This window comes from Dermatophilus sp. B7861-1 (assembly GCF_058996045.1).
The window spans coordinates 1719239-1742046 of record NZ_CM180082.1 but is presented as its reverse complement, the minus strand read 5'-3'; the positions used below and the strand labels follow the sequence as shown (position 1 = coordinate 1742046).

Sequence of the window (22808 nt, the reverse complement as noted above, 5' to 3'; positions counted from 1 at the left end):
TTACTCACGGCATTGTCCTTCCCCGAACAGGCCACCCACACCAGCGTTACTTCCCCCACCTACCTGCTCCCCAGCACGCAAACGATCAGGGAAAAAACAAGCCTGTTGGTGATCGCCAGCACCAACAGCCTCCAACGCAGGCTCAGCCTCACGACACCGCTGCCGCTGCTGCTCATCCAACAGCTCCACCACCGGACACCGCGAGGCAAAATCACACCCCACCGGCCGGTTCAACGGACTAGGCAAATCACCCCGCAACACAATGCGCTCACGAGTCCGCTCCTTCACCGGATCAGGAAGCGGAATAGCCGAAAGAAGCGCACGCGTATACGGATGCCGTGGATTATCGAAAACCGAATCCACATCCCCGATCTCCACAATCTTGCCCAGGTACATCACCGCAACCCGGTCACTGATGTGACGCACCACAGCCAGATCATGGGCCACAAACAAATACGAAATACCCAACGTCGCCTTGAGCCTGTCCAGCAGGTTGATCACCCCAGCCTGCACAGACACATCCAACGCCGAAACCGGCTCATCCAACACAATCACCTTGGGGTTCAACGCCAGCGCCCGCGCGATACCGATGCGCTGACGCTGACCACCTGAGAACTGCGAAGGAAACCTGTTCAAATGGTCCGGCTCCAAGCCCACCGTGGCCATAAGCTCACGAGTGCGTTGCTGCCGCTGATCCTCAGGCATTCCAAAAGCCCGCAACGGCTCACTGATCAACTCATACACCGTGAACCGCGGGTCCAAAGCCCCCATCGGATCCTGAAACACCAACTGCACATTGCGCCGCAACGCCGTGATCTCAGCCTTACGCCGCAACGACGCAACCGGCTTACCCAACACAACGATCTTGCCAACCGTGGCCGGATCCATCTCCATGATCTCAAGCAACGTCGTCGACTTACCGCACCCAGACTCACCCACGATGGCCAGGCACTCACCCTCACGCACATCGAAAGAGACCCCATCAACGGCCTTCACCTCGCCGACCTGACGCTTAAACAAAGCCCCCTTCTTCAGCGGGAAATGCTTGTGCAGGTTCTCCACCTCCAAGAACGTCTGCCGCTGCTGCCTAGGCACCCCCTCCAACGGTGAATGCGCCACCGCAGGAACCGGGAACACATCCGTGGCACCCTGAATGTCACGCAAATACTCATGCCGCACACACGCACTCATATGCCCCGGCTCCACCATCACAGCCGCAGGTTCACCATCACCACACGCATCAACCACCAACGGGCAGCGAGGCGCAAACGGACACCCCGTCGGGTCATGAATCAAATTAGGCGGATTTCCCTCAATCGGCACCAACGAAGCTTTCTCCCGCCGATCAACCCGCGGAATCGAACCCAACAAACCCAGCGTGTACGGCATCCGCGGCCGGTAGAAAATGTCATCCACCTGACCCTTCTCCACCGGACGCCCGGCATACATCACCATCACGTCATCAGCGATGCCCGCCACGACACCCAAATCGTGCGTAATCATCACCACCGCCGCACCAGTCTCCCGCTGCGCCACTTTCAACACATCCAAAATCTGCGCCTGGATCGTCACATCCAGCGCCGTCGTCGGCTCATCAGCGATGATTACGCGCGGATTGTTCGCGATCGCAATCGCGATCACCACCCGCTGGCGCATCCCGCCAGAAAACTCATGCGGGTAGGAATCCACGCGCGAGCTCGGGCTGGGAATCCCCACAATCTCGAGCAACTCAATCGCGCGCGCCCGAGCTGCCTTCGCCGACAGCGATTGATGTGCCTGCAACGCCTCAATAATCTGCTGCCCCACCGTGAACACCGGCGTCAACGAACTCAGCGGATCCTGAAAAATCATCGCGATATCACGGCCACGATGCGCCGACATCTGCCGATCAGACAGGCCAATCAATTCTTTGCCCTGATACGTGATCGACCCCGAAATCTTCGCGCTGTCAGGCAAAAGCCCCATCATCGCCAGCGAGGTCACTGACTTACCCGACCCCGATTCGCCAACAATCCCCAAAACCCGGCCCGGGAACAGATCAAAATCCATGCCGCGTACCGCATGCACCACCCCAGCCTCGGAAGGAAACCGCACATGCAAATCCCGCACCGACAAAACCGCCTGCTCCTGCGGAGAAGACACAGTGTGCTCAGCAGACAAAACAACGTTACTCATGCTCGGCCTCCGGACTTGCTGTTGGGGTCGAGAGCGTCACGCAGACCATCACCGACCAAAGACAAGGACAAAGTGATCCACAGCAAACACGCCACCGGACCCCAGAACATCCACGGATAAGCAGACAACTGACTGGCTGACTGCCCAATCAGCTGGCCAAGAGAGACATCCGGCGGCCGTACCCCCACACCCAGGAAGCTCAACGACGTCTCGGCGATGATCGCCCCGAACGTTCCCAACACAATGTTGAGAATCAAATACGAGCCAATATTCGGAATGATGTGCCGCCGGATAATCTGCCAATCCGACACACCCATGTACCGCGCACACGCAACAAACTCACGCTCACGCAACGACTGCGTCGTGGCTCGCACCACACGCGCCAACCCCATCCAGCCAAACAACGTCAAATACAGCGCCAACTGGAAAGCATTCCCCTGACTGGAGCCCATCAACACCGCGATGACCAGGAAATACGGCATCAAAATCAGCATGTCCAACAGCCACATGCCTATCCGCTCACGTGTGCCACCCCAGAAAGCAATCGCCGTGCCATACACCGCCCCGATTAGCGGAGCGAGCACGCCCACACACAAAGCGATAAGCAAAGACTTTCCAGTACCGCGCACCAACATCGCCCACAGATCTAACCCGCCAGCGTTGGTGCCAAGAATATGGCCGCCTTCACCAGGGGCAGCCCCCAAATTCATCAGGTCCTGATCGGTGTACGAAAACGAGTTGATGGTGTTCCCAGCAAGTGCGAAAACCACGACCAAGCCCAGCATCACCAGGCCAACGATCGCTCCTTTGTTCCGCAACAGTCGGCGCAGAATGAGCGTGGACTTACGCGTGATCGCATGCTCCGGCTGAACAGAGCCCACAGGCGCAGCAGCTCCGCCAGGCAGAGGTGCCGGGGGCTCAGTGCAGGTGTGTGCATCGCTAGTCATCAGGCGACCCTCGCTCTCGGATCCACGATCGCCACCGACAAGTCAGCGCAGATAGCACCGATGGCGAACATCACTCCACCGAAAGCCACTCCGGCCACGGCTGCGTTGACGTTTTGTGTCGACGTAATTGCATCGAGGGTGTACCGGCCCAGGCCCTCCCAAGCGAACACCGCCTCGATGATGAATGTGCCGGTAAAAATGCCAGGAATCTGGAAGGCGATCGACTGCGCCACCGGGATGAAAGAAGTACGCAGAGCATGTTTACGCACCGCTTGGGACTTCGTGAGCCCTTTCGCGCGGGCCATACGCACGTAATCAGCGTTGATGTTGTCCAAGAGCAAAGATCGCTGCAGCAACTGATAGCTGACGTAAGCAACAATCGTCAGCGCCACCGTAGGAAGAACAAGGTGCTGCGCTATGTCGACAACACGTTCCACCGCCCCTTCGGGCTGCGGCACCGAATACATGCCAGAGACGTAAAGCAAACGCGTGCCCACGGCGTCGTTGAGATCGATACCAGCCATTTGCACAGTCAGGTAAATCACCGGTGCCGGGATGCAACTAATGACGTAGCTCAGCGTCGTAACTGAACGGTCTGAGAAGGAATACTGCCGCGAAGCGGCGAACACGCCTAGAGCAATGCCGATGACGATCGACAACAGTGTTGCCAGTAGCACGAGGCGCCCAGAAATAACTGCTCTGGTAAGGAATTCTTGGTTGATGCTGGAGCCGTCTGGCCCCATGCCCCAGTCGAAGTGAAAAACCACGTTTTTCAGCCACACCAGGTAACGCTGGAACGGGTTCAGGGTTGGATCCAGCCCAGCTTCCTGCAGCTGCGCGGTGACTTGTTCCATGGTGGGGCGTGGAGTGCGCTGCAGTAGCGCTGTTTCGGGTTTCATGACTGTCACGGCGGCCAAATACGCCACCGATGTCGCCACAAAAATCATCACGAAGTAGTTTGCTAGGCGCCTGAAAAGGTATTTCAGCACGTCGCCACCTCCGGGATTGGATGGCAGATCCCAGATACAACCAGCAAATAGCGGGGCATGGGCGACAACCCTTTCTCTCACGGGACAGAGCCCTGTCTCGAGGTGCACCCCACCTGTGGAACGGCGACGGTGCCGGAAAGTAACGGATCTTCCGGAGGGTTTTTCGGTGCGTTTGCTACGGCGCGATACTGCCGGCGGGCACACCGAAAAAGGGCGAATTAGGCCTAATGACTAGCTTGTTCGGGCCTCGCCCGAAGATCTGATCCCCAAAAGGTAAGCGATGAGCGCCTGTGTGGTGCACGTAACTCAAACTCTGTGCGGACGCAGGAGTGCTGTTGCGACAAACCCTGCACGTAGTGACCTGATTCACATATTGCGCAAATTGAATACCCGGCTGCGAGATATACAGGCCGAGAAAACAGTCCTCAATTTTTATTTGATTACTCGGACGAGCGTCCCGGACGAATGTACGAGTTACCGCGACACGCCAGTGAAAGCGCGGTCAATCTGAATTACGCCAATGTCATTAAGAATCGGGAACCTCAGGAGGTTTCCCCATGACTTTGGTACACACCACAACTGTCTCCACAAACGCCCGTGCTTTCCTTCAGCCGGCCTACACGGACCGGCTGCATATTCCTGCACCAGTTGTCCCACCAGTTGGACGCCACCGCACGCTTGGCACCTCGGCATGGCGAACAGCACTGCGTGAACTCATCGGATGGGCAACCTTGGGACTGTGGGTTCCTGGCCTCAATCGCGCTGCAAATGCAGCCTGGCGTCCCTTCCGTACCGCCCCAGGACGCCACCGCGCCTAACCTTTTTCCCGACCCGCTTTGCGGTTGTCGTCAGGTTGCTTTGGGGTTGCCCAGGGGAGCGGCGGCATACTAGTGCGATCGTTGTTGTTGCACGAAGGGCGCTACCTACCGGAAAATCCGGCAGCGAACGCACCGCGAGTGAAGGGTTGTGTCGATGGAAACCGCAGAGATCCGGCGTCGCTGGCTCCGATTCTTCGAGAGCAAGGCGCACACCGTGGTGCCCAGCGCACCCCTGCTATACGACGACCCCAACCTCCTGTTCGTCAACGCCGGAATGGTCCCCTTCAAGCCCTACTTCCTCGGCGCCGAAACCCCTGCCTACACCCGCGCCACCAGCGTGCAGAAATGCGTACGCACCGGAGACATCGACGAAGTCGGTAAAACCACCCGCCACGGCACGTTCTTCCAAATGAACGGCAACTTCTCCTTCGGTGACTACTTCAAAAAAGAAGCCATCGAATTCGCCTGGGAATTCGTCACTGGACCTCAAGAAGAAGGAAACCTCGGCTTCGACCCCGAAAAAGTCTGGGTCACCGTTCTGGGTCCTGGACATCACCCCGACCACCCCGAAGGCGACATCGAAGCCCGCAACTACTGGCGCGCAGTAGGTATTCCTGACGAACGCATCCAAGGCCGCAGCCTCAAAGACAACTACTGGCACATGGGCGTCGAAGGCCCCGGCGGCCCCTGCTCCGAGATCTACATTGACCGCGGCCCCGAATACGGCCCCGACGGTGGCCCTGAAGCTGACGAAGACCGCTTCCTCGAAATCTGGAACCTCGTCTTCCAAACCGAACAAATCACCGACGTCACCGCCAAAGACAAATTCACCGTCGAAGGCCTCTTGCCCTCCAAAAACATTGACACCGGCATGGGGCTAGAACGCGTCGCCTTCCTCATGCAAGGCGTCGACAACATGTACGAAATCGACGAGGTTTACCCCGTCATCGCCGCCGCTGAAAAACTCTCCGGCCGCAAATACGGCGCAGACAACGACGCCGACGTTCGCTTCCGCGTTGTTGCCGACCACGTCCGTTCTTCCCTCATGCTCATCGGAGACGGCGTTACCCCCGGCAACGAAGGCCGCGGCTACGTTCTGCGCCGCCTGCTACGCCGCGCCATCCGCTCCATGCGACTCCTTGGCGTCACCGACCCAGTTCTACCCGAACTTTTCCCCGTCTCCGTGGCCCAAATGGAGAAGTCCTACCCCGAACTGCGCCGCGACTGGGACCGAATCTCCAACGTCGCCTTCGAAGAAGAACACACATTCCGCCGCACCCTTACCGCCGGCACTGCGATCCTTGACACCGCAGTCGCCAACGCCAAGAGCCAAGGACGCACCCAACTCTCCGGCGCCGACGCGTTCAGCCTGCACGACACCTACGGATTCCCCATCGACCTCACCCTGGAGATGGCATCCGAACAAGGCCTGTCCGTTGACGAAGAAGGCTTCCGCTCCCTCATGAACGAGCAGAAGCAGCGCGCCAAAGCTGACGCCAAAGCCAAAAAGATGGGTCACACAGACCTGCATCTGTACCGAGAAATCGCCGACACCATGTCCGCGCCCACGGAATTCCTCGGCTACACCGAGACCACCGCGCCCGGACGCATCATGGGCGTTCTCAGCGACTCCGGATCGGTCCGCAGCGCCTGCGAAGGCGACGAGATCGAACTCGTTCTCGACCGCACCCCCTTCTACGCCGAATCGGGTGGACAGCTCGCCGACAAAGGCATCATCGAAGTCGACGGAGCCCGCATTGAGATCACCGATGTACAGCGCCCCGTCACTGGCCTAGTCGTCCACAAGGGACGAGTGCTCGCTGGCGAATTCGGTGTCGGACAAACCGCCACCGCCATCGTCGACGCCGCACGCCGCCGTGACTCCTCCCGCGCTCACACCGCCACCCACATCGTCCACCAGGCACTGCGTGACAACCTCGCCAGCACCGCCACCCAGGCAGGCTCCGAAAACATGCCTGGGCGCCTGCGGTTCGACTTCTCCTGGAACAACCCCATCGACCCCGACACCTTCGCCACCATCGAAGAACAAATCAACCGCGTCATCCTCGGCGACGAAGCCGTCGAAGCTGCCACCATGCCCAAGGACGAAGCACTCGCCTCAGGGGCCCTGGCAATGTTCGGCGAGAAATACCCCGAACACGTCCGCGTTGTCAGCATCGGAGACTGGAGCCGCGAACTTTGCGGCGGCACCCACGCCATGCGCGTTGGCCAACTCGGCGTCGTCAAACTTCTCAGCGAACAATCCGTAGGCTCTGGAGTGCGCCGCGTCGAAGCCCTCGTCGGCATGGACGCATACAGCCACCTGTCCACCGAATCGCTGCTTCTTTCCCAAATCAGTGACCTTGTCAAAGCCAAGGGCGAGAATATCCCCGACCGGATCGCCGCCCTCATGGCCAAACTCAAGAGCACCGAAAAAGAACTCACAGCCATGCGTGCAGCCCAGCTACGCGCAGCTAACGCCAACCTCGCCAACGAAGCAATCGACATCTCAGGCGTCGCCGTTCTCACCCATGACCTGGGAGCTGACGCCGGAGCTGACGATGTCCGCTCCCTCGTTCTAGACATCCGCGGACGCCTCGGCGAAGACAAACCCGCCGTCGTAGCGCTCACTGGCGTGGCCAAAGAACGTCCGCTTATCGTTGTTGCCACCAACGAGGCAGCCCGCAAAGAAGGCATCAAAGCCGGAGCGCTCGTCAAAACAGCCGCGACCATTCTCGGCGGCGGCGGTGGCGGCAAACCCGACATCGCCCAAGGCGGCGGCACCGACACCACCAAAATCGCTGACGCGCTCGAAGCCGTGCGCCACGCGATCGCCACCCGCTGAACCAGTAACACAACACAACCGGGAGCGGCACAGTGCGGTCTGGAGTACGTATCGGCGTTGACGTCGGCGCTGCACGCGTCGGCGTAGCTACCTGCAATCACGAGGCAATCCTCGCGGTGCCGGTCGACACCTACCCACGAGAGGGTGTCCCCGCAAAAGGGGACACCCCCGCCATTCCCGATGCCCTCGAACGCATCGTTGCGCTTGTTGGTCAGTGCGAACCCATCGAAATCATCGTTGGCCTCCCCATGCACTTATCTGGAGCCGAGGGACAGTCGGCACACGCTGCGAAAACGTTTGCACAAGCTCTCGCCGCACGCGTTAAGCCCATCCCTGTTCGACTCATGGACGAACGACTTACTACGGTGGATGCTCACCGCGCACTGCACTCGAGCGGCCGGGCCGCGAAAACGCACCGGTCAGTCGTCGATCAAGTCGCGGCAGTCATGATCTTGCAAAGCGCATTGGACGCCGAACGCGACTTCAACCGCGTTCCCGGGTCCATCATCGGGGGCCGAAAACCTAGGCATAGGAGACGTACATGAATTCGCAGTATCCCGAGGATCCTTACAATCCCCGGCCTGCCGAGGAATTCGTCACCCGCGCCTCACTCCGCGCCAGCCGGAACCAGCGCAACAAGCGCCCTAAACGCGCAACACGTCGAAGCTACGACGAAGAGCCACGACGCGACACCTACTACGACGAACCGCCGCGCCGCAGCCGCCGTTCCGAACCGGAACCTACCGAACCCATCCGATTCGTTCAACGCTCCTCACGTACTCAACGTCACGAAGAGGAAAAACCTTGGACCTCGGCTCACTACACCGACGACTCCACCCAAGAGCTCGATCCTCTCGAAGAACTTCTTCGCCGCACCCGCCAATACGAAAACCCTGACCGCAGGAAACGTGGCATAGACACCGGCGAACTCATCCGCAGCACAGAAGAACTCACTCGTAGCCGACGCCGCCCCGAGACAGACAACGAACCCAGTCGTCGTAGTCGTCGCGGCTACGAGGCCCCAGATCCTGGGATGCGCGCCGGATTTGACGATGAGGAGCCCATGCGGCCTCGGCGGGGTTTTGACCCCGAAACACCTCGTTCTTCTCGGGAACAGGAGCAACCCAGTCGTCGTAGTCGTCGCGGCTACGACGCTCCAGAGCCCAGCGACCGTCGCGGATTCGACGACGAAGAGTCCCCTGCGTCGCGTGGGTTCAGTAGGCGTGAGCGTAAACGGCAGCGCGAGCGTGAAGATGTTGAGCCCGAGGCCGAACCACGCACCCCCAGCCGCCGAATCGAACAAGGCATGCGCGGGGAACAAGGCCGCCGCGTTCAACAAAACCTGCGCCCCGATCAAGGACGACGCATCCGCCGCAACGACAAACCACCACAGCGACGCGGAAAACGCCTCCTAACAATCGTCGCAGTGCTCCTCCTTGTGGCAACCGTGACCCTCGGAACCACCGTCTACCGCGCATTCAGCACCCCCGACTATGACGGTGAAGGAACCGGTTCAGTCAACATCGTTGTTGCTCCAGGACAAAGCGGATCCCAAATCGGCAACACCCTGGAGAAAGAAGGCGTCGTCAAATCTGCCCGCGCCTTCATCAAAGCGCTAGAAAACAACCCCGGCAAAGAAATCCAGCCCGGAACCTACGCCCTAGCTAAAGAGATGTCTGCTGATAGCGCTCTTGAAAAAATGCGCAGCACCGGACGAGCCGTGCACCGCGTCACCATCCGCGAGGGGCTCTGGAAAGCTCAGGTCTTCGAGGAACTCGCCAAAGTAACTAACCACAAACCGGCGGACTACGCAGCAGTTGAAAAGCAGAACGAAAGCGACCCCAGCATCCTCAAACTGCCTGCCTCAGCCAAAGGCAACGTTGAAGGCTACCTATTCCCAGCCACCTACGAGTTCGACCCCGGAACAACACCGGCACAACAACTACGCCAGATGGTCAACCACACCCTGGAACAGTTGAAAAACCTTGGCGTACAAGAAGCAGACGCCGAACGGATGATCACCTTGGCTTCCATCGTTGAAGCCGAGGCACGCCTTAATGAAGACCGGCCTAAGGTTGCTCGCGTCATCCTCAACCGTCTTGCCAAACCGATGCGCCTGCAGCTGGACTCCACCGTCAGCTACGGCGTGCAGAACCGCTCTATCACCACCACAGACGCCGAACGCGCCAACAAGAACCCTTACAACACGTACGTCAATGACGGCCTGCCCGCCGGACCTATCGGCAACCCTGGAGCCCAGTCGATCAAAGCCGCCATCCAACCGGCCGAAGGCCCCTGGCTTTACTTCGTCGCCATTGACCCAGTCAAAGGAACCACCGTGTTCTCCAACACCAAAGCCGAACACGACAACGCTGTGCGCCAGTTCCAGCAGTGGTGCCAGCAACACCCAGGAACCTGCTGACGTGACCGGCTGCGGCGTGCTCCCACCCGAAGACTTCCTCACGGTCATCGACACCGCTCGTGAAGAAGAAGATTTGGTGCGCGCCGCAGCCGGAACCCATGGTCCCAACGTTGCTGCCGTTCTTGGCTCACCCATCGATCATTCTCTCTCCCCGCTGCTACATCGAACTGCTTACAGCGAGCTCGGTTTTAGCGATTGGCGGTTTCAGCGTTACGCCGTCGGTGGCCCTGGTGAACCAACTTTGGCGCATTACCTCTCTACCGTGCATGCCAGCCACAGCCGCTGGCGGGGTATGGCAATCACGATGCCTTTGAAGGAAGATGCACTGGCTGCAGCCGACCTTGTCTGCGCACGTGCAGCTGACCTCAGAGCAGCTAACACTCTCATTCCGTATGGCCGCGGCTGGGCAGCAGACAACACAGACATCGTCGGTGTAGAGAGCGCTCTCCGAGAAGCTGGGATCCGGTACGCCGAGTACGCACTGATCATTGGCTCTGGTGCCACGGCCCGAGCCGCTTTGGCGGCGCTGGTTTCCTTCGGGGTTGAGCACGTCACATTCGCTGTGCGCTCTCAGGTGCGACCTGCCACTACCGACTTAGCCAAACGTCTTGAAGTCAACATTGACACCCTGGACCTCACTGACACGGTGAGCCTGCAGCGATGCGTTAATGAAGCCGAAGTGACTATTTCCACTCTTCCCACGGGTGCCGATCTCAGCTTGCCGCCCCGGGGCGAAGACCCGATTCCAGGCGTCGTGATGGATGTCGTTTATGCCAACTGGCCCACCTCTTTGGGCGCCTGGGCACAGGCGGCTGGCGCACGCGTTATTTCAGGGCTTCCCATGTTGCTCCACCAAGCTGCGGCCCAAGTGCGAGCCTTCACAGGGCACACACCGAACGTCGCACATATGCGTCAGGCTTTGGAGCAGGCTGTCACGTTGTAGCTGTCCGCCCAATCCCCGAGTAAGCGTCCGGGGGAGCACACCAGCCGTGACACCATGAGTTTCATGCGTTGGTTGACAGCAGGTGAGTCCCATGGCCCTTCCCTGGTGGCCATCCTTGAAGGAATGCCAGCGGGCGTGGAAGTGACCTCACACGATGTTGAGGCAGCGCTTGCGCGTAGGCGTTTGGGGTATGGGCGAGGTGCACGCCAGAAGTTTGAAAAGGATGCATTGCGCGTGCTTAGCGGTGTGCGTCACGGCGTCACATTGGGGTCTCCCATTGCTGTGGAGATAGGTAATTCGGAGTGGCCGAAATGGGAGACGGTAATGTCTCCTGACCCGGTTTGTGCTGATGCGTTGGCGCGTAGCGATGATGTCAATGCGCCGAAGGAGTTGGCTCGTAACAAGCCGCTCACTCGTCCTCGGCCGGGGCATGCTGACCTGGTTGGTATGCAGAAGTATGGGTGGGACGATGCGCGAAATGTGTTGGAGCGTTCTTCTGCGCGTGAGACTGCAGCCCGGGTGGCTTTGGGTGCTTACGCCTCGTGTTACTTGCAGCAGGTAGCGGGTATTCGTCTTGTTTCTCATACCGTTTCGATTGGTCGTGCGGGCACTGCTGATGGGGCAGCTTTGCCGACTCCTGATGATGTGGATGCCCTTGATGGCGATCCGGTGCGTTCTTTTGACGCTGTGGCCTCCGAGGCGATGGTGCAGCAGATCGATGCGGCTCGTGGCGCTGGTGACACTCTTGGTGGGGTTGTTGAGGTGCTTGCCTATGGGTGCCCTCCTGGTCTTGGGTCGCATGTGCATTGGGATCGGCGGTTGGATGCGCGTCTGGCTGGGGCGTTGATGGGGATTCAGGCTATTAAGGGGGTGGCGGTTGGCGATGGTTTTGATAGTGCCGCTCGGCTTGGTTCGCAGGCGCATGATGAGATGGAGCGTGATAGTGCTGGGGTGATTCGTCGTCGTACGGGGCGTGCCGGTGGTCTTGAGGGGGGGATGACCAATGGTGAGGTTTTGCGGGTGAGCGCTGCGATGAAGCCGATCAGTACGGTGCCGCATGCGTTGGATACGGTTGATATCACTGGTCAGGGGGCGGCGAAGGCTATTCATCAGCGCTCGGATGTGTGCGCGGTGCCCGCGGCGGGGGTGGTTGCTGAGGCGATGGTTGCTTTGGTGCTTGCTGAGGCTGTTGCGGAGAAGTTTGGTGGGGACAGCGTGGTGGAGGCGCGGCGTAATGTGAGGGGATATTTGGAGGCTATGCCTGCTGGGAAGAGGACGTGGTGACTGAGCAGATGTGTGTTGATTCGTCGCTCATTGTTTTAACCGGGCCTCCGGGGGCGGGTAAGTCCACGGTGGGGCGGCTGTTGGCTGCGCGTTTGGGTGTTGATTTCGCTGATACGGATGTTCTTGTTACCCAGCGGGCTGGCAAGGATATTGCGGATATTTTTGTTGATGATGGGGAGGCGGCTTTTCGCGCGGTGGAGCGTGAGGTGGTTGCTGATGCGTTGGCGCATCGGTGTGGTGTGTTGGCGTTGGGTGGGGGAGCGGTGCTTGATCCGGTCTCGCAGGTGTTGCTGCGGGATCGGTGTGTGGTGTTTCTTGATGTGTCGTTGCGGTATGCGGGTAGGCGTACTGGGTTTGATCAGGGGCGGCCGTTGTTGGCGTTGAATCCGCGGGGGCAGTGGCTTGCGTTGATGGAGCAGCGGCGTCCGATTTATGTGGATGTGGCGACGGTGAGGGTTGATACCGATGGCAAAGAGCCCGATGAGGTGGTTGAGGCTGTTGTTGCGTTGTTGTCTGATGAGTTGAATAGCGGGGGAGTGCAATGAGTGTTGATGGTGTGCGGTGTGAGGGTGCTCGTAGCGTTATTCATGTGGGGCCTGCTGCGGGGGCGGGGGCGTATGACGTGGTGGTGGGGTGGGGGTTGGCTGCTGAGGTGGCTGCGTTGGTGATGAGTGCCGGTGGTGGGGGTGTGGTGGCTGATCCTGCTGCGAATCGTCCTGGGCGGGCGTTGGTTGTGCATGCTGGTGCGGTGGAGGGGTTGGCGCGGGAGATTGCTGGGCAGTTGCGGGGTGGGGGTGTTGAGGTGCTTGTGGTGTGTGTGCCTGATGGTGAGGCGGCTAAGACGGTGGGTGTGGCTGCGGATTTGTGGTCGCGGATGGGGCGGGCGGGTTTTACGCGTTCGGATGTTGTTGTTGGTGTGGGTGGTGGGGCTGTGACGGATTTGGCTGGGTGGGTTGCGGCGAGTTGGTTGCGTGGGGTGTCGGTGGTGCAGGTCCCGACGACGGTGTTGGGGATGGTGGATGCGGCTGTGGGGGGTAAGACGGGGATTAATACGGCTGAGGGGAAGAATTTGGTGGGGGCTTTTCATCCGCCATTGGGGGTTTTTGCTGATTTATCGGTGTTGCGGACGTTGCCGAAGGCGGATGTGGCGGCGGGTTTGGCTGAGGTGGTTAAGGGCGGATTTATTGCTGATCGGCGGATTCTTGAGTTGGTTGAGCAGGATCCTCTGGGGGCGGTGGATCCGGAGTCTGGGGTGTTGCGGGAGTTGGTGGAGCGCAAGATTGCGGTGAAGGCGGGGATTGTGACGGGGGATCTGCGTGAGGTGGGGGAGCGTGAGTTCCTTAACTATGGGCATACGTTGGCGCATGCTATTGAGAATCTTGAGGGGTATACGTGGCGTCATGGGGATGCGGTGTCGGTGGGGATGGTGTTTGCGGCTGAGTTGGCTTGTGCTGCTGGGTTGTTGGATGCGGCTGTGGTGCGGCGGCATCGGGATGTGTTGTCGGGTTTGGGGTTGCCGGTGGGGTATTCGGGGGCTGGGTTTGCTGATGTTGTGGAGGTGATGGGGCGAGATAAGAAGACGCGGGGGTCGACGTTGCGGTTTGTGGTTCTTGCTGGTGTGGGGGTTCCGCGGCGGCTTGTGGGGCCGGATGAGGGGCTGTTGCGGGAGGCTTTTGCTGCGGTGTCGGGGTGAGGTGTGGGAGTGGGTTATTGCGGGGGGCGGGTGATGTGCGTGTAGACGGGTACGCCGGTGGGGTCGGTGACGACGCCTGTGACGGCGGAGGTGGAGGTGGTGGTGGCGTTGAATGACCATAGGGGCAGGCTGGGTAGGCCGCGCAGGATGTAGCGTTCGGCTTCTTGGTGGGCGGCCATGGCGGCGGAGTTTTTGGTTGCTGCGTTGGCTAGGCGTAGGTGGAGTTCGGCGAGGGGGTCGGTGTAGGAGTTCCAGTTTTCTTGGGCGTCGGGGGAGTAGCGGGGGACGAGGAAGGCGCCGAGGTCGCGTTGGCGCATGCGCCAGGTGCGTAGGTAGGGGCCGTTGATTTTGCCGTTGCGGACTGCGTTGGCTAGTGCTTGTTCGTTGGGGTAGGGGCGGGTGTCGCAGGTGATGGGGAGGGTTTCGACGAGGGCGGAGCAGATGGCGCCGGCGGATACGGCTTCGGTGCCGTTGCTGAGGTAGGCGATGGTGATGTTGTGGGGTGAGTTGGGTGACCAGAGGGCGCGGGCTTGGTCGGGGTCGTGGATGCAGAGGGTTCCGCAGATGTCGTTGGAGTAGCCGTCGACGACGGGGGATGCTAGGTCGGTGGCGGGGGTGGTGGCGCCGTCGTAGTTGGTTTCGGTGATGGTGTTGCGGTCTAGGGCGGCGCCGATGGCTGCTTTGCGGTTGCGTCCTTCGATTCCTTGCCATTCGGGGGTGGTGGGGAAGTCGAGGGTTTGGTTCATGCCGACGGGTTGTTGTGCGACTTGGAGTTTTGCGTCGGTGGCTTCTTGGATGCGGTTGGGGGGTAGTTCGTCGATGACGTCGAGTTTTCCTGCGCGTAGGTCGAGGTAGGCGGTGTCGAGGTTGTCGTAGGTGTGGAATTCGATTCCGGTGTTGGCTACTTGTTGGGGGCTCATGTAGGTGGAGTTGGGGCGCAGGGTGTAGGTGCCTTTGCCGGTCCAGGGTTTTTCGAGGCGGTAGGGGCCGTTTCCGGTGGGTTTGGTGGCTAGGGCGGTGGGGTCGGTGCGTTGTTTGGCGGGGAAGGGGGCCATGGTGATGTCGGCGGAGAGTTTGTTGAAGCGTGGTGTGGGGGTGGTGAGGGTGATTTGGAGGGTGGTGGGGTTGATGACGTTGAGGCCGCTGAGGGGGTCGGTGTTTTTGGGGTCGTGTTCGTCGTAGCCTTCGATGAGGGTGAGGGGGGTGGCTACTCCGGTGGTTTTGGTGCGGGTTGCGGTAAGGGTCCAGGAGGCGGCGATGTCTTCGGCGGTGATGGGTGTTCCGTCGGCGAATTGGGCGCGGGGGTCGATTTTGGCGGTCCAGGTGGTGTGGTTGCTGGTGGTCATGGTGTTGGCGAGGCCGGGGACTGCTTTTCCTTTGGGGTCGATGGAGTAGAGACCGCGGTAGATGAGTTGGGCGATGCGGCGGGTGGCGTCGTCGGTGATGTCGGCGGGGAAGAGTGAGGGGCCTGCGGCGCGGGTGTTGGTGCGGATGGGTGTTTCGGGGGCTACTGGTGGTGGTGTGATGGGGGGTTGTGAGGGTGCGGTGGGGGTGGGGCTGGGGTGGGTGCAGGCGGTGGTGAGTAGGGTGCATGCGAGCGTGACGAGGATCCGCCGGTGTGCGCGGCGGCGGGTGTGGGGTGTTGGGATGGAACTGGGTCGTTCTTGTGTGTTCCCCCGGTTTCGCATGTAGCCACCTTGCCACGGGTGGGGTGGTGGAGGTGGAGGGCGGGGTGTTGTCGGTGGAGTCTGCGAAGGGCCGGTGGCGCGGATAGACTGGTGGGCCGAGATTTATTCGGACATCATTTTCGAAGAGAGAGTCGACTTACGTGGCAACGACGAACGATCTGAAAAACGGCATGGTGCTGGTGTTGGACAACCAGTTGTGGACTGTTATTGAGTTCCAGCACGTGAAGCCGGGTAAGGGTCCGGCTTTTGTCCGTACCAAGCTCAAGAGTGTGACGAGCGGTAAGACGGTCGATAAGACGTTTAACGCTGGCACGAAGGTCGAGACCAGCAATGTCGACAAGCGCTCGATGCAGTACTTGTACAAGGACGGCGACGACTACGTTTTCATGGATGGGAAAACGTATGACCAGTTGACGGTGCCGGGCAGCGTTGTTGGTGACGCGGCGAAGTACATGTTGGAGAACATGGAAGCCACGGTTGCTACGCATGAGGGTTCGGTGTTGTTTATTGAGCTTCCTGCGTCGGTGGAGTTGGAGATCACGTATACGGAGCCGGGTTTGCAGGGTGACCGGTCCACTGGTGGGACTAAGCCTGCGACGTTGGAGACGGGTGCTGAGATTCAGGTGCCGTTGTTCCTGGAGACCGGTACTCGTGTCAAGGTCGATACGCGTGATGGCTCGTACTTGAGCCGTGTGAACTGATGTCGCAGAGCTCTTCGGAGTCTGTTCGCAGTGGTTCGGGGGCGGGTAAGCGTTCTCGTTCGGGTAAGCCTGGCCAGGGGTCGGGTACGTCTGCGCGCAGTAAGGCTCGTCGTGAGGCTTTGGATATTTTGTTTGAGGCTGAGCAGCGGGGTAAGCGTCCGTTGGAGATGCTGGCTGAGCGGGTGGCGCATCCGGCGCGGGTGAATCCTCCGCGTGCGTTTGCGGCGCAGATCGTCGAGGGTGTGGCTGATCATTGGGCTGCTATCGATGATGCTATTTCGACGTATTCGCAGGGTTGGGCGTTGGATCGTCTTCCGGCGGTTGATCGTGCTGCGTTGCGGGTCGGGACGTGGGAGGTTCTGTACCACGATGAGACACCTGATGGTGTTGCCGTGGCGGAGGCTGTTGCGTTGGTGGCTGATTTGTCGACGGATTCGTCTCCGAGCTTCGTGAATGGTTTGTTGAGTCGTATCGTCGAGGTGAAGTCCACGTTGATGTGATCAGCGTGGTGTGTCAGGAGGGGCGTGCGCTGGTAGTGCATGCCCCTCCTGGCGTGTGCTGGTGATGTTGCAGGTGGATGTGTTGGTGATGTTGCGCTCGTAGGATTGCGGAATTGTGTTGCCGCGGCAGTGTTCTTTGAGGGTTGTTGTGGTGTGGGCGTGGTCAGGATTGCGGGGAGGTTGCCCAGGTGGATATTCGTCAGTTGCGCTATTTCCTTGCTGTGAGTGAGCGCAAGTCGTTGTCGAGTGCGGCGCGTAATTTGTATGTCACTCAGCCGACGTTGACGGTAGCAATGAAGAAGTTGGAGACGGATGTGCGGGCGAGGTTGTTTGTTCGTACTCCGGGGTCGGGGTATGAGCTGACGGAGGCGGGGCGGCGTTTGTATGAGGAGGGGTCGGAGATTGTGCGGCGGGTGGATGCGGTGGTGGATGAGATTCGGGCGATGGGGCAGCAGTCGCGTCCGCAGCTGCGGGTGGGGTTGACGGTGTTGTTTGCGGTGCAGCATATGCCGGCGATTTCGGCGTTTATTGCGGGGCACACCGATGTTGAAGTGACGTTGGTGCAGAGCGGTTCGATGCAGTTGCAGAAGGCTTTGGTGGCTGATGAGATCGATGTGGCGATTGTGAGTCACCCGATTGTGGAGCCGGAGATTACTGTGTTGTCTTTGCCTGAGGGGGCGGGGTCGTACAGGGTATCGGCGGTGATGCGTTCAGATAATCCGTTGGCGGGGCGGGAGTCGGTGACGTTTGCGCAGCTGCGTTCGGAGCGGTTTTGTGCGTTGTCGGAGCGGTTTGTGTTGGGGCGGGTGTTGCGTTCGCGTGCTGCGGAGGTGGGGTTTACACCTGCGGTGGTGTTGCAGGATGACAGTTGGGAGGTGCTGTTGAATGCGGTGCGTTCGTTGAATGCGGTGGCGTTGTTGCCTTCTGAAGTGGAGAAGATGTCGGTGGTTGAGGGGTTGTCGTGGGTGCCGTTGGACGATAAGGCAAACCGTTTTCCGATTGGTATTGCGACTCATGGCGCAGCGCAGCGCAATGGGGTGGTGGATGAGTTTGTCACGATGATTCGTCAGTGTGGGCGTTCGGCTGTGCTGCGCTCGGGGGTGGGGGATGAGGTTACGGGGTGAGGGTGTGGGCGTGTTCTTCGCCGTTGAGTACGCGTAGGGCTCCGGCAGCGAGGGCGGCCATTTCTGCTTCGCCGGGGTAGGGGTGTAGTGGGGCGATGAATGCGGTGCGTTCGGCGACGAGTGTGCACAGTCGGTTGGAGTGGGCCATGCCTCCGGTGAGGATGATGGCGTCGACGAAGCCTTTCATGGTGGTGGCTAGGCATCCGATTGCTTTGGCGATGTTCAATGCCATGGCTTCGAGGATGAGGGCGGCGTGGGTGTCGCCGTTGTCGATGCGGTCTTCGAGGACGCGTAGGTCGGTGGTGTCGGCGTGGGAGCGTAGTCCGGCTCGGGAGCGGACGAGTTGGGTGAATTCTTCGACGCTCATGGTGTTCAGGAGGGTGGTGACGGTTTTGAGGGGCAGGCCGCCGGAGCGTTCGGCGGAGAATTGGATTTCGTCGTCGGAGATGAAGTCGATGACGGTGCCGTGTTGGTGGGCGCTGGCGGAGCTGCCGCCGCCGATGTGGACGACGATGATGTCGCTGTTGGGGTAGCCCTTGCCGAGTTTGTTGGCCAGGTCGATGGCTACGGCGCGCATGTTGAGGTGGTGGCCGATGCTTTCGCGGTGGATTCCTGCGATGCCGGTGATGCGGGCGACGTCGGATATTTCGTCGACGGTGACGGGGTCGTAGACGTAGGCGGGGGCGTGGGGGATACCGAAGGTGGCTGCCATGATGCGGGCGAGGGGGCCGCCGAGGTTGGAGGCGTGTTGGAGGGTGGGGCGGTTGCGGACGATGTCTTCGAAGGTGTCGTCGACGGTGATGGCGCCGGGGGCGACGGGGCCGATGAGTCCGCCGCGGCCGACGACGGCGTCGAAGTTGTTTTCGCCGCGGTCGCGCAGGATTTTTTCGATGTCGTTGGCGCGGGTGTCGAGTTGGTCGATGACGTGGGTGGTGTGTGCGAAGTGGTGGGGGTTGTAGGTGATTTCTTCGCGGAAGAGTTCGGTGGTGTCGTTGTAGACGGCGATTTTGGTGGAGGTTGCTCCGGGGTTGATGGCCAGGATGTGTTTCATGCGTGGTCTCCGAGGATGCGTGCTAGGGCGATGGAGAGGTATTTCTCTTGGGCGGATGAGCTACGTGAGACGAGGATGATGGGTACGGCGGCGCCTAGGACGAGTCCGGCCATGGTTCCGTTGCCGAACATGCTGAGGGATTTGGCTACGGCGTTGCCAGAGACGATGTCGGGGGCGAGGAGAATGGAGGCGTCGCCGCGGATGCGACCTTTCCAGCCTTTTTCTTCTGCGTGGCTGGGCAGGAGTGCTAGGTCCAGGGATAGGGGTCCTTCGATGGTGATGTCGTTGGTGGCGTGGTTGGTGGTGAAGGTGGTTTGAAGTTCGGCGGAGGGTAGTCGGGGGATGGGGGTTTCGGCGGCTGAGAGCAGGGCGACTTTGGGGTGAGGCTGGCCTAGGAGTCGCATGATGTGGACGGCGTGGTTGATCAGGGGCATCATGTCTTCTTCGCGGGGTACGGTGACCATGCCGCCGTCGGTGATGGCGATGATGCGTCCGACGGTGGGGTTGTCGACGAGCATGACGTGGGATAGCAGGGGGCTGGTGCGGATGCCGGTTTCTCGGTCGACGACGGGTTTGAGGAATGTGCCGGTGGAGATGTGCCCTTTCATGAGGGCGTCGGCGTTGCCGGTGCGGGCTAGGCGGACGCCTTCGTTGGCGGCGTGGGTGTCCTCGGCGATGTCGATGAGGTCGTATTGGTCGGGGGTGAGGCGGTGGGCGAGTGTTTTTTCGATGCTGGTTGCCTCGTCGATGAGGATGGGGTGGATGAGGTTTTTGTGGGTGGCTTGGATGATGCTGTCGAGAACGTGTTCGTCGGCTGCTTTGACGACGGCGACGCGGGCGGCGGGAGTGGTGCTGTCTTGGCTGATGTTGATGAGGTCGTTCATTGTGATCGACACGGGGTGAAGCTCCTTGTGAGTTGTGTGTCGTGTGTGGCTTTTACTGGTGGATGGGGCGCCCTAGCGCGATTTCTGCGGCGTCCATGATGGCTTCGGTGGTGGTGGGGTGGGCGTGGATGGTCAGGGCCATGTCTTCGAGGGTGATGAGGTTTTCTATGCCGAGGGTGACTTCGCCGATGAGTTCTGAGACGTTGGGGCCGACCATGTGGGCGCCGATGAGGCGTCCGGTGGTGGTTTCGGCGATGAGTCGGACGAATCCGGTGGGGTTGTTCATGGATAGGGCTCGTCCGTTGGCGGCCAGGGGGAAGGTTGCGCTGGTGGTTTCGATGCCTGCGGCGGTGGCGGTGTCTGCGGTGTGCCCGACGGTGGCGATTTCGGGGGTGGTGTAGCAGACGGTGGGCATGGCGGCGTAGTCGACTGCTGCGCTGGCGTCGCCGCTGAGCGCTTCGGCGGCGATTTTTGCTTCGTAGCTGGCTTTGTGTGCCAGGGGTGCGCCAGCGACGACGTCGCCGATGGCGAAGATGTGTGGGTATGAGGTGCGGCCTTGGTTATCGACGTTGATCAGGCCGTGCTCGTTCATGTCCAGGCCGATGGCATCTAGGCCGATGCCGTCGGTGTTGGGGGTGCGTCCTACGGTGACGACGGCGTAGTCGGCGGTGATTTCGGTGGTGGTGCCGTTGTGTTCGTAGGTGATGGTGACGCAGGTGTCGTTTTCGCTTCTTGCGGTGGCTTTAGCGCCGGTGATGATCTGGACGCCTTTGGCTTGCATGTGTTGTGTCACCGGTTGGGTGAGGTCGTGGCCGAAGCCGTTCAGGACGCGGTCCATGCCTTCAAGGATGGTGACTTTGGTGCCGAAGTCGGCGTAGGCGCTGGCGAGTTCCATCCCGATGTAGCCTCCGCCAATCATGATGAGGGAGTTGGGGACCTGGGGAAGGTTGAGGGCGCCGGTGGAGTCTAGGACGCGTGGCCCGAAGGGGACGCTGCTGATTTCGATGGGGCGCGATCCGGTAGCGATGATGCAGTGTTTGAACCGGTAGGTCTGTCCGTAGACGTCGTCGAAGACGACGCGGATGTTGTGGTCGTCGATGAAGTGGGCTTCACCGGTGACCACTTCGACTTTGTTTTTTTTCAGTAGTCCAGCCACACCGCGGGTGAGTTTGCCGACGACCTGTTCGTTTTTCCAGCGTTGGGTGGCTGCGAAGTCCAGGGTGGTTTCGGTGTTGGTGACACCGAAAAGGTCGGGGGTGCGTGAGGCTGCGTAGTGGTGCCCGGCTTGGATGAGTGCTTTTGAGGGGATGCATCCGACGTTGAGGCAGGCTCCGCCGATGGCGTCGCGTTCAACGCACACCACGCTGTGACCGAGTTGGGCTGCACGGATGGCGGCTACGTATCCGCCGGGTCCTGAGCCGATGACGATGACGTCTGTTTCTGATGCGAAATCTCCGACAACCATGGTGTTCAGCTTTCGGCGAGGAGGAGGTCTGGGTTGTGTAGGAATTCTTTGAGGTCATTGAGTGCCTTTTGGGCGTCGACCCCGTCTATGAGGCGGTGATCGAAGGCGAAGGACAGTTTGCACACGGGGCGCAGAACGGGTTTGCCTTTTTTGTCGGGGAGAAATTCGTCCTCGAAGCGGCCGATGCCGAGGATGGCGGCTTCGGGGGCGTTGATGATGGGGGTGGACCACACGCCGCTGGTGGCGAAACCACCGACGTTGGTGACTGTCATGGATCCGCCACTCATGTCGGCGTTGGTGAGGGTGCCTGCTTTAGCGCGGTTGCTGAGTTCGGTGATTTCTCGGGCGATGTCGAAGAGGGATTTTCGGTCTGCGTCTTTGATGATGGGAACGAATAGGCCACGGTCGGTGTTGGTGGCGACACCGATGTTGAAGGTGTCGTAGTAGATGAATTCGCCAGCTGCCATGTCGACGCGGCCGTTCATGAGGGGGTTTTTCTTGAGCATGGCCACGCATGCTTTAACGATGTAGGGCGTGTAGGTGAGTTTTGCTTTGCGGGTGGCTGCGGTGTCTTTGAGCCGGTTGCGGTGGGCCACGAGTGCGGATACTTCGACTCGGTCGAGGATGGTGACTACCGGCACTGTGGTCACTACTTCGGTGAGTGCGCGGGCTGCGGCTTTGCGGATTGCGGACATTTTTTCGCGGCGTTGCCCGCTGCTGACAGTGGCGGGCAGTGGTGTCGATTCTGCCGCTGGGGTGCTTTTTTCTTTGGTGGTTGGTGCTGGGGTGGCTGGTTGTATGGAGGCACCGTTGGCTAGGTAGGCGTCGATGTCTTCGCGGGTGATTTTGCCGTGGTTTCCACTTCCGGTGATGCAGGTCAGGTCGACGTCTTTGGAGCGGGCGTAGCGGCGCACTCCGGGTACTGCCAGGGTGCGTATGTCTACGCTGCTGGTGGTGGCGCTCGCCGGTGGTCGGGGCGTGGTTGTGGTTGGGGTGATTGCGGGGGTTGCGGGGGTGGGGATTCCTGAGGTGGGGGTGTTGTCGTTGGTGAGGATGTCGGCGATGACGCTGCCGACGAGTGCTTTTTGTCCTTGGGGTACGTGGAGTTTGGTGATGGTGCCGGTGACGGGGCAGGGCAGTTCAGCGACGACTTTGTCTGATTCGACTTCGACGAGGATGGAGTCTTCGGTGATGGTGTCGCCTTCGGCGACGAACCATTTGGTGATTTCGGTTTCGTGGGTGCCTTCGCCGATGTCGGGCATGGTGAATTGGTACATCG

Annotated in this window: 19 protein-coding genes; 11 read left to right on the top strand and 8 right to left on the bottom strand. The window is 60.2% G+C overall.

What is annotated here, in order from left to right:
* Genes AC2T9U_RS07710 through AC2T9U_RS07700 form a run of 3 tightly spaced genes read right to left on the bottom strand, consistent with a single transcriptional unit; the run spans position 1 to position 4111 of the window.
* Positions 1-2175 (bottom strand): ABC transporter ATP-binding protein, encoded by a 2175-nt coding sequence (locus AC2T9U_RS07710; protein WP_493695716.1) that lies wholly within the window; start codon positions 2173-2175, stop codon positions 1-3.
* Complete coding sequence (locus tag AC2T9U_RS07705; RefSeq protein ID WP_493695715.1) at positions 2172-3122, bottom strand: ABC transporter permease; 951 nt, start codon at positions 3120-3122, stop codon at positions 2172-2174. Before AC2T9U_RS07705 ends, AC2T9U_RS07710 begins: the two co-directional genes overlap by 4 nt.
* Complete coding sequence (locus AC2T9U_RS07700) at positions 3122-4111, bottom strand: ABC transporter permease (protein WP_493695714.1); 990 nt, start codon at positions 4109-4111, stop codon at positions 3122-3124. The genes AC2T9U_RS07705 and AC2T9U_RS07700 overlap by 1 nt, the downstream gene beginning before the upstream one ends.
* Before the next feature lie 557 nt (positions 4112-4668).
* On the opposite strand from AC2T9U_RS07700, the gene AC2T9U_RS07695 reads away from it, so the two are divergent.
* From AC2T9U_RS07695 to aroB, 8 genes are all read left to right on the top strand, one after another.
* Positions 4669-4929 (top strand): hypothetical protein, encoded by a 261-nt coding sequence (locus tag AC2T9U_RS07695; RefSeq protein ID WP_493695713.1) that lies wholly within the window; start codon positions 4669-4671, stop codon positions 4927-4929.
* 154 nt (positions 4930-5083) lie between these two features.
* Positions 5084-7774: an alanine--tRNA ligase gene (gene alaS, locus AC2T9U_RS07690; RefSeq protein ID WP_493695712.1), complete on the top strand. Its 2691-nt coding sequence runs from the start codon at positions 5084-5086 to the stop codon at positions 7772-7774.
* A 32-nt stretch (positions 7775-7806) separates the two neighbouring features.
* Positions 7807-8319, top strand: coding sequence for a Holliday junction resolvase RuvX (gene ruvX, locus AC2T9U_RS07685; RefSeq protein WP_208303183.1), 513 nt, complete (start codon positions 7807-7809; stop codon positions 8317-8319).
* Positions 8316-10196, top strand: coding sequence for an endolytic transglycosylase MltG (gene mltG / locus AC2T9U_RS07680; RefSeq protein ID WP_493695711.1), 1881 nt, complete (start codon positions 8316-8318; stop codon positions 10194-10196). The genes ruvX and mltG overlap by 4 nt, the downstream gene beginning before the upstream one ends.
* A gap of 1 nt (position 10197) precedes the next feature.
* Positions 10198-11139 carry a shikimate dehydrogenase gene (locus AC2T9U_RS07675; protein ID WP_493695710.1) on the top strand — a complete coding sequence of 314 codons (942 nt, stop codon included), beginning with the start codon at positions 10198-10200 and terminating at the stop codon, positions 11137-11139.
* A gap of 63 nt (positions 11140-11202) precedes the next feature.
* Positions 11203-12423 (top strand): chorismate synthase, encoded by a 1221-nt coding sequence (gene aroC / locus AC2T9U_RS07670; RefSeq protein WP_208303186.1) that lies wholly within the window; start codon positions 11203-11205, stop codon positions 12421-12423.
* On the top strand, positions 12420-12968 hold the full coding sequence (locus tag AC2T9U_RS07665) for a shikimate kinase (RefSeq protein ID WP_306746499.1): 549 nt from the start codon (positions 12420-12422) through the stop codon (positions 12966-12968). Before aroC ends, AC2T9U_RS07665 begins: the two co-directional genes overlap by 4 nt.
* Complete coding sequence (gene aroB / locus AC2T9U_RS07660; protein ID WP_115029765.1) at positions 12965-14116, top strand: 3-dehydroquinate synthase; 1152 nt, start codon at positions 12965-12967, stop codon at positions 14114-14116. The genes AC2T9U_RS07665 and aroB overlap by 4 nt, the downstream gene beginning before the upstream one ends.
* A 14-nt stretch (positions 14117-14130) precedes the next feature.
* On the opposite strand, the gene AC2T9U_RS07655 is transcribed toward aroB, so the two are convergent.
* Complete coding sequence (locus tag AC2T9U_RS07655) at positions 14131-15804, bottom strand: peptide ABC transporter substrate-binding protein (protein WP_493695709.1); 1674 nt, start codon at positions 15802-15804, stop codon at positions 14131-14133.
* Between the two features lie 140 nt (positions 15805-15944).
* Between AC2T9U_RS07655 and efp the strand changes: the two genes are divergently transcribed.
* The 3 genes from efp to AC2T9U_RS07640 all read left to right on the top strand — a co-directional run bounded on the left by efp (position 15945) and on the right by AC2T9U_RS07640 (position 18129).
* Entirely contained in the window at positions 15945-16505 is a 561-nt protein-coding gene (efp, locus tag AC2T9U_RS07650; RefSeq protein WP_028327977.1) for an elongation factor P, read from the top strand.
* The gene (gene nusB, locus AC2T9U_RS07645; protein WP_084441436.1) at positions 16505-17005 is read left to right on the top strand and encodes a transcription antitermination factor NusB; all 501 of its coding nucleotides are present in this window, start codon (positions 16505-16507) and stop codon (positions 17003-17005) included. Before efp ends, nusB begins: the two co-directional genes overlap by 1 nt.
* A gap of 188 nt (positions 17006-17193) precedes the next feature.
* Entirely contained in the window at positions 17194-18129 is a 936-nt protein-coding gene (locus AC2T9U_RS07640) for a LysR family transcriptional regulator (RefSeq protein ID WP_181816005.1), read from the top strand.
* On the opposite strand, the gene buk is transcribed toward AC2T9U_RS07640, so the two are convergent.
* From buk to AC2T9U_RS07620, 4 genes are read right to left on the bottom strand one after another with little or no spacing between them, the layout of a single operon-like run.
* Complete coding sequence (gene buk, locus AC2T9U_RS07635; protein WP_493695708.1) at positions 18119-19180, bottom strand: butyrate kinase; 1062 nt, start codon at positions 19178-19180, stop codon at positions 18119-18121. The two genes, AC2T9U_RS07640 and buk, sit on opposite strands and share 11 nt — an antisense overlap.
* Positions 19177-20076, bottom strand: coding sequence for a phosphate acyltransferase (locus tag AC2T9U_RS07630; RefSeq protein ID WP_493695707.1), 900 nt, complete (start codon positions 20074-20076; stop codon positions 19177-19179). Before AC2T9U_RS07630 ends, buk begins: the two co-directional genes overlap by 4 nt.
* 40 nt (positions 20077-20116) lie before the next feature.
* The gene (lpdA, locus tag AC2T9U_RS07625; RefSeq protein ID WP_493695706.1) at positions 20117-21529 is read right to left on the bottom strand and encodes a dihydrolipoyl dehydrogenase; all 1413 of its coding nucleotides are present in this window, start codon (positions 21527-21529) and stop codon (positions 20117-20119) included.
* 5 nt (positions 21530-21534) lie between these two features.
* On the bottom strand, positions 21535-22806 hold the full coding sequence (locus AC2T9U_RS07620; protein WP_493695705.1) for a dihydrolipoamide acetyltransferase family protein: 1272 nt from the start codon (positions 22804-22806) through the stop codon (positions 21535-21537).
* Positions 22807-22808 lie beyond the last annotated feature (2 nt).